The organism is Saccharothrix hoggarensis (assembly GCF_052936025.1).
This window is the reverse complement of the sequence record NZ_CP193624.1, coordinates 3,716,142-3,728,691: the sequence shown is the minus strand read 5'-3', so window position 1 is coordinate 3,728,691 and position 12,550 is coordinate 3,716,142. Positions and strand designations below refer to the sequence as shown.

The 12,550-nt window shown below is 73.8% G+C and carries 11 protein-coding genes; 10 read left to right on the top strand and 1 reads right to left on the bottom strand.

Annotated features, from left to right (window positions below):
- Positions 1-77: 77 nt before the first annotated feature.
- Together ACRAKH_RS17090 and ACRAKH_RS17085 are read left to right on the top strand one after the other, a co-directional pair.
- Entirely contained in the window at positions 78-1,319 is a 1,242-nt protein-coding gene (locus tag ACRAKH_RS17090; protein ID WP_380724846.1) for a macrolide family glycosyltransferase, read from the top strand.
- Positions 1,319-2,818 (top strand): BTAD domain-containing putative transcriptional regulator, encoded by a 1,500-nt coding sequence (locus ACRAKH_RS17085; protein ID WP_447009941.1) that lies wholly within the window; start codon positions 1,319-1,321, stop codon positions 2,816-2,818. Before ACRAKH_RS17090 ends, ACRAKH_RS17085 begins: the two co-directional genes overlap by 1 nt.
- Positions 2,819-2,931: 113 nt before the next feature.
- Here ACRAKH_RS17085 and ACRAKH_RS17080 read toward each other — a convergent pair whose 3' ends face one another.
- Positions 2,932-4,533: an FAD-dependent monooxygenase gene (locus ACRAKH_RS17080; protein ID WP_380724553.1), complete on the bottom strand. Its 1,602-nt coding sequence runs from the start codon at positions 4,531-4,533 to the stop codon at positions 2,932-2,934.
- Positions 4,534-4,691: 158 nt separating this feature from the next.
- Here ACRAKH_RS17080 and fabG point away from each other — a divergent pair, with 158 nt between their 5' ends.
- The 8 genes from fabG to ACRAKH_RS17040 are packed head-to-tail and all read left to right on the top strand — an operon-like array spanning position 4,692 to position 12,531.
- Positions 4,692-5,438, top strand: a complete 747-nt coding sequence (gene fabG / locus ACRAKH_RS17075) for a 3-oxoacyl-ACP reductase FabG (RefSeq protein ID WP_380724554.1) — start codon at positions 4,692-4,694, stop codon at positions 5,436-5,438.
- A 23-nt stretch (positions 5,439-5,461) separates the two neighbouring features.
- Positions 5,462-5,767 carry an acyl carrier protein gene (locus ACRAKH_RS17070; protein ID WP_380724555.1) on the top strand — a complete coding sequence of 102 codons (306 nt, stop codon included), beginning with the start codon at positions 5,462-5,464 and terminating at the stop codon, positions 5,765-5,767.
- Entirely contained in the window at positions 5,767-6,237 is a 471-nt protein-coding gene (fabZ, locus tag ACRAKH_RS17065) for a 3-hydroxyacyl-ACP dehydratase FabZ (protein WP_380724556.1), read from the top strand. Before ACRAKH_RS17070 ends, fabZ begins: the two co-directional genes overlap by 1 nt.
- Before the next feature lie 7 nt (positions 6,238-6,244).
- Positions 6,245-7,318, top strand: a complete 1,074-nt coding sequence (locus ACRAKH_RS17060) for an aminomethyltransferase family protein (RefSeq protein WP_380724557.1) — start codon at positions 6,245-6,247, stop codon at positions 7,316-7,318.
- 26 nt (positions 7,319-7,344) lie between these two features.
- On the top strand, positions 7,345-9,642 hold the full coding sequence (locus ACRAKH_RS17055) for a beta-ketoacyl synthase N-terminal-like domain-containing protein (protein ID WP_447009940.1): 2,298 nt from the start codon (positions 7,345-7,347) through the stop codon (positions 9,640-9,642).
- Positions 9,639-10,400, top strand: a complete 762-nt coding sequence (locus ACRAKH_RS17050) for a nitroreductase family protein (RefSeq protein WP_380724559.1) — start codon at positions 9,639-9,641, stop codon at positions 10,398-10,400. The genes ACRAKH_RS17055 and ACRAKH_RS17050 overlap by 4 nt, the downstream gene beginning before the upstream one ends.
- Positions 10,397-11,650, top strand: coding sequence for an NAD(P)/FAD-dependent oxidoreductase (locus tag ACRAKH_RS17045; protein ID WP_380724560.1), 1,254 nt, complete (start codon positions 10,397-10,399; stop codon positions 11,648-11,650). The genes ACRAKH_RS17050 and ACRAKH_RS17045 overlap by 4 nt, the downstream gene beginning before the upstream one ends.
- Entirely contained in the window at positions 11,647-12,531 is an 885-nt protein-coding gene (locus ACRAKH_RS17040; protein ID WP_380724561.1) for an alpha/beta fold hydrolase, read from the top strand. The genes ACRAKH_RS17045 and ACRAKH_RS17040 overlap by 4 nt, the downstream gene beginning before the upstream one ends.
- Positions 12,532-12,550 lie beyond the last annotated feature (19 nt).

Sequence of the window (12,550 nt, the reverse complement as noted above, 5' to 3'; positions counted from 1 at the left end):
CCCGGGGTGGGGAGCCGCCCGGGGCCGGGTCCAGCCGAAGGACGATCCCTCCGCCGCCGAAGAACGCAGGGACCCGAATGTCACAACAGCACTTCCTCTTCCTGTGCCACCCCGACCACGGGCACGTCATCCCGAACCTGGCGGTGGTCGCCGAGCTGGTCGACCGCGGGCACCGGGTGACCTACCTGACCGCGGAGAGCATGCGCGGCGCGGTGGCCGACACCGGCGCGACCGTGCTGACGTACGACTCGCGCTACCGCGACGCCGACTTCGGGCAGGTCGCCGAGAACCCGCTGTACCTGTTGACGTTGTTGCTGGACGAGAGCGCGCGGATGCTGCGGGCGGCCGACGAGCTGCTGTCGGGCGACGTGCCCGACCACGTCGTCTACGACACGTCGATCCTGTACGCGGGCCGCGTCCTGTCCCGCAAGTGGGGCCGGCCCGCGACCCAGCTCATCCCGGTGTTCGCGTCGAACCCGCACTTCTCCTACCTCAAGGCCATGTACGCCGCCGACTCCCCCGCCGCCGACTCCCCCGGCTCCGCCGCTCCGGCGGCGCCGCCGGTGTCGGACGGGCCGCCGCCGTGGGTGGTGGAGATGCTGGGCCGCATCGGCGCGCTGACCGCCGAGCACGGCCTGGACGTCGCACCGCAGGAGCTGTGGTGGGAGGTGCCGGACTCGAACGTGGTGACGATCCCCCGGTCGTTCCAGTTCGCGGGCGACACCTTCGACGAGCGGTTCGCGTTCGTCGGGCCGTGCGTGGGCGACCGGTCGTTCCTGGGCGACTGGGCGCCGCCGGCCAGCGGGCTGCCGGTGGTGCTGGTGTCGCTGGGCGCGGTGTTCAACCAGCACGAGGGGTTCTTCCGGGCGTGCCTGGAGGCGTTCGCCGGGCAGCCGTGGCACGTGGTGATGACCGTGGCCGACGGCATGGACCCCGCGTCGCTGGGCGGGGTGCCCGACAACGTCGAGGTGCACCGCTGGGTGCCGCACGCGACCGTGCTGGAGCACGCGGTGCTGGCCGTCACCCACGGCGGCATGGGCACGGTGATGGAGGCGCTGCGCTCGGGCGTGCCGATGGTGGTCGTGCCGACGTCCGCGCTGGACCGGCCCACCGCCGACCGGATCGTCGAGCTGGGCCTGGGGGCGAGCGTGCCGCCGGAGGAGATGACCGCGCCGAAGCTGCTGGCGCTGGTGCGGTCGGTCATCGGGGACGCCGACATCACCGCGGCGGCCGCGCGGATGCGTGACGACGTGCGCGACGCGGGCGGCGCCGTCCGGGCCGCCGACGAGATCGAGAAGTTCCTCGCCAGGAGCCGCTGATGGACGACGCGGTCGAGTTCGGGGTGCTCGGGCCGATCCGGGCGGTCGCCGACGGCGCGGCCGTGGCGGTGGGCAGCCCGCGGGAGAAGGCCGTGCTGGCCCGGCTGGTCGTGGACGCCAACCGGGTGGTCAGCGTGGACCGGCTCATCGACGCGGTGTGGCAGGACGAGCCGCCCAGCAGCGCGCGCAGCCAGATCGCGATCGTGGTGCACCGGCTGCGGCGCGGCCTCGGCGGGCACGGTGTGATCACCACCGCCAGCCCCGGCTACCTGCTGCGGCTGGCCGCGCACCAGTCGGACCTGCTGCGGTTCGACAACCTCGTGGCCCGCGGTCGGGCCGCCGCGGCCGACGGCGACCTCGGCGGTGCGGCCGGTCTGCTGCGGGAGGCGCTGTCGCTGTGGCGCGGCGCGCCGCTGGAGGACCTGCCGGGGCTGCGCGGCGACTCCACCCGGCTGGAACAGGCCCGGCTGGACGTCGTGGAGACGTGGGCCGAGGTGGAGCTGGAGCTGGGTCACCACGTGCGCGTCGGCGAGGAGCTGGCCGTGGTGGTCGCCGAGCACCCGCTGCGGGAACGCGTCCGCGCGCAGCTGATGCTCGCCCAGTACCGGGCGGGACGGCGGGCGGACGCGCTGCGCACCTACCAGGAGGCGCGGCGGACGCTGATCGAGCAGATCGGGCTGGAGCCGGGGCCGGAGCTGCGGCGGCTGCACGAGCAGATCCTGCGGGACTCGCCGGCGCTGACCGGCCGCCGGCCCGCCCCGCTGCCGCCGGTGGCGCCGGTGGTGGTGACCGCGCCGTCGCAGCTGCCCCGGCAGCCGCTGCCGTTCGCCGGCCGCGACCCCGAGCTGGACCTGCTCGACGAGGCGCTGCGGCCCGGCCCGGACACCGCGGGCGCGGTGGTGCTGGTGGGCGAGGGCGAGGTGGGCAAGACGGCGTTGGGGCTGAGCTGGGCGCACCGGAACGCCGACCGGTTCCCCGACGGGCAGCTGCACGCCGACCTGCACGACCGGACCGGCGCGCCGGTGGACCCCGGCGCGGTGCTGGACCGGTTCCTGCGGGCGCTGGGGGTGCGGACGATCCCGGTGGACTTCGCCGAGAAGGTCGCCCTGTACCGCAGCAGCGTCGCGCACCGGCGTGTGCTGGTGTTCCTCGACAACGCCGCCGACAGCGCCCAGGTGCTGCCGCTGCTGCCCGGCGGCGCGCACTGCCGCGTGATCGTCACCGGCCGCGGCCCGCTGGACGACCTCGTCGTCCGGCACGGCGCGCACCGGCTGTTCGTGGAACCCCTGCGGCCGGACGAGTCGTGGGAGCTGCTGGTCATGCTCGTCGGGCAGGACTGGGTGGCGCAGCAGCCGCACGAGGCCCGCAGGCTCGCCTCCGCCGCGGACGGCAACCCCCTGTCCCTGCGGACCGCGGCGGCACGGCTGTGGCCACCACCCGGCCAGGGCAGGTCGGAGCGCGGCAGATCGGGGCGGGGCAGGCTCGCCGCCGCCGGCTAGCGCCCCGCCCGCGTCCCCGACGTCGTGGCGCGCCCGCACGCCGATGCCCCTCCCTCCGGTTCGTCCGGGCGGAGGGGCATCGGCGGGTCGACGGCCGGCGGGGTCGGCGCGGGTCAGCGGCTCAGGACGGTGTCCACGGCGGCGGTGAGGGCGGCGGTCGACGCCGGGGCGGTGGTGCGCCACGCGACGTGGCCGTCCGGGCGGACGAGCACCGCGCCCGACGCGCCCACCCCGTACGCGGCCGCCCACTCCGGCGAGTCGGTCGCCGCCGACCCGTCGGCGGAGATCTCCACCGACTCCACCGGCACCCGCGCGTCGACCTCCTTCGCCGCCTGCGCCCAGCCGCTGCCGGCCGGCGTCAGCACCGTGAACCCGGCGCCCAGGACGTCCAGGGTGGACACCTTCGCGCCCGCGCGGTCCAGCCACACGTGCGGCGCGCGGTGGCCGGGGCGGGCCGTGGGCACGTAGGTGCGGTAGGGGTCCTCCGGCGCCGGGGCGGGGGTGCCGTCGGGCACCACCGCGGTCGAGTCGTAGTGGAACCCCAGCACCAGCCCCTCGACGCTGCGCCGGCCCGCCTGCAGCCGCAGCGACTCGGCCATGCTCAGCTTGCCCTCCATCATGTCGAACGTGATCAGCGCGTTGCGCAGGCTCTCCTCGACGGTCCGCTCGCCGATCGGGTGCCGTTCGGCGGCGTAGCTGTCCAGCAACGCCTCCCCCGCGCCCCACCCCAGCCGCGCCGCGAGCTTCCACACCAGGTTGTGCGCGTCCTGGATGCCGCAGTTCATGCCGAACCCGCCCTGCGGCGTCGACACGTGCGCGGCGTCGCCCGCCAGGAACACCCGGTCCGCGCGGAACCGCTCGGCGACCACGGCCTGCTGCAACCACGGCGACACGCCGATCAGCGTCACGTCCAGGTCCGGCAACCCCACCGCGGCGCGGACGATCTCCACGCAGAACTCATCGGTGAAGTCCTCGACGCTGCCGCCCTCCGCCGGGTCGTAGCCCGTCTGCACGATCCACCGGCGGTCGTTGTCCACCGCCTCCACCGCGCACGGGATGGCGCTGCGCAGGAAGTACAGCGCGCACATGCGGTCGCGCAGCAGGTGCGCGATGTCGGCCTCGAACATGATGCTCACCATGTGCCCCAGCGGCGGCGGGCCCTCCACGCCGATGCCCAGCGCCGCGCGGACGCCGCTGCGGCCACCGTCGGCGGCCACCGCGTGCCGTGCCCGCACCACCGTCGACCGGCCGCCCGACTCCACCACCGCCCGCACGCCCGACGCGTCCTGCGTCAGCTCGGTCATCGTGGTGGAGAACCGCACGTCCGCGCCCGGCTGCGACTCCGCCAGGGCGCGCAGCACCACCTCGAACTTGTCCTGCGCGCAGATGTAGGAGTAGGTGGGGCTGTGCGGCGCGTCGGAGGCGATGCCCGCGACCTCGTGGTGGAAGTCGTCGGCGAGCAGCGACGACCCCACGCCCACGGCGAGGCTCTCCTCGCGCGGCAGCCCGACCCGCTCCACGTCGTCCTGGATGCCCCACGCGCGCACCAGCTCCATGGTGCGGGTCGACATCAGCCGCGCCTTGGGGAAGATCGACGTGCCGGCGTGCCGCTCCACCAGCAGTGAGGACAGCCCGTGCCGGGACGCCTCGACCGACGCGGACAGGCCGACCGGCCCGCCGCCAACCACGAGCACATCGACCTCGACCTCGTTCATGCCGGCAGCGTCGCGCACGTGCCGTGACCGGGTCAACACAGTGGATAACGAACCGAAAGAGCTCCGAAAGGGCGCTTCGTTAGCGTCCTGCGCCACGTGAGGCGGACCGGCCGCCGCAGCGCGCAGACGCTCCCGAACGAAGACGCTGGAGTCGCCGAATGTTCACCGAAGGCTCGGTAGCACTGGTCACCGGCGGGTCGCGCGGCATCGGCCGGGCGGTCGCGCTCGACCTCGCCTCCCACGGCGTGCACGTGGTGGTCAACTACTCGCGGTCCGAGCAGCCGGCCAAGGAGCTGGTCGCGCAGATCGAGGCCGACGGCGGCAGCGCCAGCACCGCGGGCGCCGACGTCACCGACGAGGCCGCCGTGCGCGCCATGTTCCAGGCCGTGCGCGCCGAGCACGGCCGGCTCGACGTCCTGGTCACCAGCGCGGGCGTGACCCGCGACCGGTTCATGGTCGTCATGGGCACCAAGGACTTCCGGGAAACCATGGACGTCAACATGACCGGCACGTTCCTCGCCTGCCGCGAGGCGCTGCGGATCATGCAGCACCAGCGGCGCGGGTCGATCGTGACGCTGTCGTCGTCCAGCGGCCTGGACGGCGGGTTCCCCGGCCAGACCAACTACGTCGCCTCCAAGGGCGCGATCATCGCGTTCACCAAGGCCCTGTCGAACGAGGCCGCGCCGCACGGGGTCCGCGCCAACTGCGTGGCGCCGGGGTTCATCGCCACGGACATGACGAAGTCGATCCCCGCCAAGATCCGCGCGGAGTACGAGTCGCGCATCCGGCTGGGCCGGATGGGCACGCCCGAGGAGGTCGCGCAGCTGGTGACCTTCCTGGCCTCGGACCGCGCCTCCTACATCACCAGCGAGACCTTCGTCGCCAACGGCGGCGGGCTGGCCTGACACCCATCCACCGGGAGATGAAGTTGAGCATCGACGAACTGCGCGCCACGGCGGCCGCGCGCCTGCAGACCTGCGCCCAGATCAAGAAGATGATCGTGTCCCGCCTCGACCTGCCGATCGAGCCGGAGTGGATCACCGACGACCAGCCGCTGTTCGGCCGCGGCCTGGAGCTGGACAGCCTCGACGTGCTGGAGCTGTACGTGGCGATCGAGGCCGAGTTCGGCGTCGCCCTCTACGACAGCGACATGTCGGTGTTCGGGTCGGTGTCGCGGCTGGCCGACCACGTCAACCCGAAGCTCGCCAAGGTCGACTCCCTGACCGGGGCATGATGCGCAACGGCACCCGGCCCCGCGAGACCGCGGCGCTGACCAACGACCAGGTCCGCGACCTGCTCCCGCACCGGTGGCCCATGCTGCTGCTGGACCGGGTCGAGAAGATCGACGCGGGCGTCAGCGGTGTGGCGATCAAGAACGTCACCGGCACCGAGCTGTGGTTCCAGGGCCACTTCCCCGAAGAGGCCGTGCTGCCCGGCGTCGTGGTCATCGAGGCCATGGCGCAGCTGTCCGGTGTCATCTTCTCCCTCGCCGGCTCCAGCCGGATCAGCTACCTCGCCGGGGTGCGGTCCATGCGGTTCCGCCGGCCGATCGTGCCCGGCGACCAGATCGTGCTGTCCGCGCAGCGCACCGCGGGCGGCGCGGGGTTCTGCGAGTTCAAGGTCGAGGCCAAGGTCGACGGCCAGGTCGCCGCCGAAGGCTCGCTCACCATCGCCGATCCCAGCAGCTCACTCGGAAGGGCCTGACAACACCATGGATTCGCTGACCTCTCCGCTGGCCGACGTCCACCCGGAGGGCACCGAGTACGGCGCCGCGCAGGAGGCCCACGTGGCCCTGCGCTACACCACGCTCGACGAGGAGTACACCGCGATCCGGGAGCGCGCCGCGGTGCTGGACCTGTCCGGCTCGCGGGTGCTGGAGGTCTCCGGCGCCGACGCCGGCGGCTTCCTGCAGCGGGTCCTGGCCCGCGACGTGGAGTACCTGACCTCCGAGCGCTGCATGACCAGCCTCGTCCTGGACGAGCAGGGCCTGGTCGTCGACCAGGTCGTCGTGTGGGGCCGCGAGGACGGGATGCTCGTGGAGAGCTCCGTCGGCGGCGGCGCCCGCCTGCTGGAGCACCTGCGGTCCGTCGTGGGCGACGACCGGGTCGAGATCACCGACCTGACCGGCGAGCGGGTCCTGCTGGGCCTGGAGGGCCCCTACGCGTGGGGTGTCGTGGGCCGGCTGGTCGACGGTGAGCTGGCCGCGCTGCCGTTCGAGTCCGTGGTGGACACCACGTGGGACGGCGTGGACGTGCTGTTCGCCCGCACCGGCGTCACCGGCGAGTACGGCTACAAGGTGCTCGTGCCGCGCGACCAGGCCGCGGCGCTGTGGGCCAAGGCCGTCGAGCAGGCCACGCCCGCGGGCCAGGAGGCGCTGGAGCTGGCCATGCTGGAGGTCCGCCAGCCCACCCACCACGAGCACGCCGACGGCGCCGACGTGCTGACCATGGGCGCGAACTGGCTGGTCGACATCACCAAGGAGTCGTTCATCGGCCGCGACGCGGTGCTGGCCGCGTTCTCCGGCGGCGCGACCCGCCGCACCGTCGGGTTCTCCGGCGGCGACACCGTCCCCGCGGCCGGCACCCCGGTCACCGTGGACGGCGAGCAGGTCGGCGTCGTGGTGCACGCCGTGCACAGCATCGGTCTCGGCGCGCCGCTGGGGTTGGCGCGCCTGGACGCCGACCTGGCCGCCGCCGGGTTGCGGCTGACCGTCGGCGACGCCGACGTCACCACCCTCACGAGCCCCTACGTCACGCCCAAGAGCTGGAGCACCCCGATCATCTGATCGGGCCCGGGAAGAAGGAGCACGCCATGGCGCTGCGACCGGTCGTCATCACCGGGGTCGGCGTGATCTGCGCGATCGGCCGTGACCCGCAGGAGTTCTGGCAGCGGCTGACCGCCGGTCGCAGCGGGATCACCGAGATCGCCGACGACGCGTTCCACGCGTTCGACGCCCGTTATGCCGGGCAGGTGCCCGACGAGTGGATCGACGGGCAGTCCGGTCCCTCCGACGCGCACCTGGACCGCACGTCCCGGTTGGCGCTGGTCGCGGCCCGCCAGGCGATCGCCCAGGCGGGACTGGACGACCAGGACCCCGAGCGGTACGGGCTGGTGCTGGGCAAGTGCCAGGCCACGCCGGCCGCGGACGGCGGCTACCAGCCGATGCACGCCACCGGCGACATCGTCGCCGCCGCGCTGGGCATGCGGGGTCCGCGGATCCTCGTGTCCACCGCGTGCGCGGCGGGCGGCAACGCGGTGGGCCTGGCCAAGGACAAGATCCTCACCGGCGAGGCGGACGTGGTCCTCGCCGGCGGGGTGGACCCGCTGCTGTTCGGCACCTACGCCGGGTTCGCCGGGCTGCACGCGTTGAGCACGCAGCCGTGCGGCCCCTACAGCCGCTCCGACGGCCTCAACCTCGGCGAGGGCGCGGCGTTCGTCGTGGTCGAGCCGCTGGATCGGGTGCTGGCGCGGGGCGGCACGCCGTTGGCGGAGATCGCCGGGTACGGCCTGTCCGCCGACGCCCACCACGCCACCGCGCCCGACCCGACCGGCCGCGGCGGCGTCACCGCGATGCGCCGCGCCCTGGCCGACGCGGGCCTCACCCCGGACGACGTGCACTACGTCAACGGCCACGGCACCGGCACCCCGGCCAACGACGCCATGGAGATCAAGGTGATGCGCACCGTGTTCGGTGACCGCGCGCCGCAGGTCCCCACCAGCAGCATCAAATCGTTCCTCGGCCACACCCTCGGCGCGGCGGGCGCGGTGGAGGCGGTGGCGAGCGTGCTGGCGCTCAAGCACCAGACCGCGCCGCCGACCATCGGCTTCGAGGGCCGCGAGGCGCCGTCCGGGCTGGACTTCGTGCCCGACACGGCCCGGCCGATGCCGATGTCGGTGGTGGCGTCGAACAACTACGCGTTCGGCGGCAACAACGTGTCGCTGCTGCTCACCTCCCCCCGACCCGCCACCGCCGACACGGAGGCCGACACGGAGGCGGACACGGACACGGACGCCGGCGGGCTGCCGGAGACGGACGTGGTGATCTCCGGTCTCGGTCCCGTCGGCCCGCTGGGCGTCGGCATCGCCGAGGTCGCCGAAGCCCTCGCCACGGGCCGCCGCCAGGTGGGCGGGCAGCCGTCGCTGACCGGCCGCACGTTCGCGCCCCGGTCGCTGTGGCGGCACATGAACAACCTGTCCCGCATGGCGATCGCCGCGTCGCGGCTGGCGTGGGAGGACGCGGGCCTGCAGCTGTCCCGCGCCGAGGCCGAGAACGTGGGCGTCATGTTCGCCACCGCCGCCGGGTCGGTGGAGAGCACCGACGGGTTCGACGAGAGCGTCCTGGCCAACCCGAACAAGCCCGCCGTGCTCAGCTTCTCCAACGTGGTCCTCAACGCCACCGGCGGCGCGGTCTGCCAGACGCTGGGGCTGCGCGGCCCGACGACGACGATCTGCAACGGCGGCGCGTCGGCGTCCATCGCGCTGGACTGCGCGGTCGAGACGATCCGCGCGGGCAAGGCCGACGTGGTGCTCGTGGTCGCCGCCGACGAGGCCGCGCTCGCCGCCGAAGGACTGGACGTCACCCCGTACGACCGGGTGAACAGCGGTTCGGTGCCCGCGTCCGGCGCGGTGGCGCTGGTCGTCGAGTCGGCCAGGCACTGCGCCGAGCGCGGCGGCACCCCCTACGCGAAGGTCGTGGGCGGCGGGCACGTCGGCGGCGCCGGCGAGGACGAGCGGACCCTGGTGGCGCGCAGCCTCGCGAAGGTCTCCACCGACGGCGCGCGGCTGGTGTTCGGCGCGGCCGTCGGCGACGAGCACGACGCCGACGAGGCCGCCGCGGTGTTCGACGCCGTGCCCGACGCGCTGCTGACCGCCACCACCGGCTACACCGGCGACTGCCGGGCCGCGACCGGCGGGCTGAACCTGGCGCTGGCGGCCCTGGCGGTGCGCGACGGCGTCGCTCCCGCCGTGGCCGGGCTGACCACCCCGCAGGTCGGCGGGCTGTCCGGGTACGTCACCAAGTCGGAGCTCGACGGGCCGGTGGAACGGGCGCTGGTCCTCAGCGCCGCCGCCGGATCGGTGCGGGGCGTCACCGTCCTGGGCGCGCCGTGACCACCGCGGCGGCGCCGTCGTCGGCCCCCGCCGGGACGCCGTTCGACGTGGCGGAGACCGACCGGTTGCTGACCACCACCCGGTCGGTGCGCCGCCGGCTGGACCTCGACCGGCCGGTGCCCCGCGAGGTCGTCGAGCAGGCCCTCGAAGTCGCGGTGCAGGCCCCGACGGCCAACGACCAGCAGAACTGGCGGTGGCTGGTCGTCACCGAGCAGTCGGTGAAGGACGAGCTGGCCACCGTCGTGCGGCACGCCTGGAACTTCCACCAGCGGGAGGTGCTGACCCGGTCGGGGCGGCGGCGCAACAACGCGCAGAACCAGCGCAACAACGCCTCCGCCGCGACCCTGGTCGACATCCTCGCCCGGGTGCCGGTGCTGGTGATCCCGTGCGTGCTGGGCCGCCCGCCGGACATCGGCGCGATCGACGAGGAGTACGTGCGCACCGCCGCGGGCCGCCGCAACGTCGGCACCTGGCAGGAGGACGTGCGGCTGGGCGCCATGCGGGCCAGCAACTTCTACGGCTCGATCTTCCCCGCCGTGTGGTCGTTCCAGCTCGCGCTGCGCAGCCGCGGCCTGGGCTCCACGATCACCGGCCTGCACCTGCCGTTCGAGAAGCACGTCGGCGCCCTGCTGGGCATCCCCTCGGGGGTCACCCAGGTGTGCATGGTGCCGGTGGCCTACACCGTCGGCACCGACTTCCGCCCCGCGCGACGGCACCCCGCCGCGGAGCGCACGCACTGGGAGAGGTGGCAGGGATGACCTCCACGGGCACGGCACAGGTCGACGTGGTCGTCGTCGGCGGCGGCATCGCGGGCGCCTCGGCGGCGGCGAACCTCACCGCGCACGGCGTGTCGGTGCTGCTGCTGGAGAAGCAGGACACCTACACCGACATCGTGCGCGGCGAGTGGATCGCCCCGTGGGGCATGCGCGAGGCGCAGCTGCTCGGCGTGGAGGACGCGTTCGGCGTCGGCGGCGCGTGGGAGATCCGCGAGTGGGTGCAGTGGGACGAGACCGTCGCGCCCGACGACGCCGAGGTCGTGGACATGACCCGGTTCGTCCCCGGCGTGGGCGGGCCGATGTCGTTCCCGCACCACACGGTGTGCGAGCTGATGGTCGAGCAGGCCCACGGCAACGGCGGCCGGATCGTCATGGGCGTCCGCAAGGTCCGCGTCACGCCCGGCCCGGAACCGGTGGTGACCTACCACACCGACGCCGGCGAGCACGAGGTGCGGGCGCGGATCGTGCTGGGCGCGACCGGGCGCGGCTGCACGGTGGGCCGCCAGGTCGGCGTCACCATGGAGACCTCGGTGCACCACTGGGGCGGCGGGCTGCGCGTGTCGGGCCTGGACGACTGGCCGATGGACGTGCAGGCGATGGGCACCGAGGCCGACAAGATGTTCATGGTGTTCCCGCAGGGCGACGGCGTCGCCCGGCTGTACATCAACTTCCCCACCGCCAACCGCGACCGCTACCGCGGCCCGAACGGCGTCGAGCGGTTCATCGCCGACTTCGAGCTGGAGTGCCTGCCCGACCGCGGCAAGTCCGTGTACGCCGCCGCGGTGCCCCTCGGCCCGCTCAAGCTGTGGCCGTCGGTGAAGGCCGTGCCCGAGCGTCCGCCCGTCGTGGACGGCGTGGTGCTGATCGGCGACGAGGCCGGCGCCGCGGACACCGTGCTCGGCACCGGTCTGTCCTCGGCGCTGCGGGACTCGCGCGCGGTGTGCGGCATCCTGCTCGCCGGCGACGACTGGTCGCCCGCCGCGTTCGCGCCCTACCTGGCCGAGCGGGACTTCCGGATGGGCCGGCTGCACTTCGGCGCGGAGATCGTCGCGAAGCTGCACTGCGAGTTCGGCCCGGAGGCCGCCGAGCGGCGCCGCCGGGTCCGCGACCTCATGACGGACAACTTCGCCGCGCAGGTCACCGGCCTGCTCAACATGGTCAGCCCCGAGGACGTGCCCGAGTTCGGGTTCAGCGAGTTCTTCGCCGAACGGCTTTTCAGGGAGACGGTGTGACCGCCAACAACAGCTTGATCAACGCCCGCGCGCAGGTCAACGGGGTCGAGATCGCCTACGTCGACCAGGGCGAGGGCGACCCGGTGCTGCTGCTGCACGGCTTCCCCGACTCCCACTACCTGTGGCGGCACCAGATCCCGATGCTGGTCGACGCCGGGTTCCGGGTCATCGCGCCGGACCTGCGCGGCTTCGGCGAGTCGTCCAAGCCGCAGGACGTCGACGCCTACTCGATGCGCACGATCGTCAACGACGTCGTCGCGCTCACCATGCAGCTGGGCATCCAGAAGACCCACGTCGTGGGCCACGACTGGGGCGCGGCCGTGGCGTGGATGTACGCGTTCCTCATGCCGCGGCGGGTGGACCACCTCGCGGTGCTGTCCGTCGGCCACCCCGGCGTGTTCGCCACGCAGACGGTGCAGCAGCGCGCCGCGAGCTGGTACATGCTGCTCTACCAGTTCCCCGGCGTCAGCGAGCAGTTGTTGCGGCGCAACGGGTGGCGGCTGTTCAAGGAGATCATCGGCGGCGAGGGCGACCACCAGCGCTACCTGCGGGAGCTGGCCAAGCCGGGCGCGTTGACCGCGGGCCTCAACTGGTACCGCGCCAACCGGTCGCCGGAGGCCGAGCTGCGGGTGGAGGGCAACTTCCCGCCCGTGTTCGCGCCGACGCTGGGCATCTGGTCCAGCGGCGACAAGGCGCTGCTCGAGGAGGGCATGGTCGGGTCGGCGAAGTTCGTCAAGGGCCCGTGGCGCTACGAGCGCGTCGACGACGCCAGCCACTGGATCCCGCTGGACCAGCCGGAGCTGGTCGGCAAGCTGCTGCTGGGGTTCCTGGGCACCGAGCAGCCCGCGGCGGCGGCGGTCGGCCGTCGCCGCCGGATGTAGACGTCCGCGCATCGGGACC

Bases quoted from the DNA above. Each gene is read 5' to 3' on its own strand.
- ACRAKH_RS17090 (WP_380724846.1), top strand. From the start codon at position 78: ATGTCACAACAGCACTTCCTCTTCCTGTGCCACCCCGACCACGGGCAC.
- ACRAKH_RS17085 (WP_447009941.1), top strand. From the start codon at position 1,319: ATGGACGACGCGGTCGAGTTCGGGGTGCTCGGGCCGATCCGGGCGGTC.
- ACRAKH_RS17080 (WP_380724553.1), bottom strand. From the start codon at position 4,533: ATGAACGAGGTCGAGGTCGATGTGCTCGTGGTTGGCGGCGGGCCGGTC.
- fabG (WP_380724554.1), top strand. From the start codon at position 4,692: ATGTTCACCGAAGGCTCGGTAGCACTGGTCACCGGCGGGTCGCGCGGC.
- fabZ (WP_380724556.1), top strand. From the start codon at position 5,767: ATGCGCAACGGCACCCGGCCCCGCGAGACCGCGGCGCTGACCAACGAC.
- ACRAKH_RS17060 (WP_380724557.1), top strand. From the start codon at position 6,245: ATGGATTCGCTGACCTCTCCGCTGGCCGACGTCCACCCGGAGGGCACC.
- ACRAKH_RS17055 (WP_447009940.1), top strand. From the start codon at position 7,345: ATGGCGCTGCGACCGGTCGTCATCACCGGGGTCGGCGTGATCTGCGCG.
- ACRAKH_RS17045 (WP_380724560.1), top strand. From the start codon at position 10,397: ATGACCTCCACGGGCACGGCACAGGTCGACGTGGTCGTCGTCGGCGGC.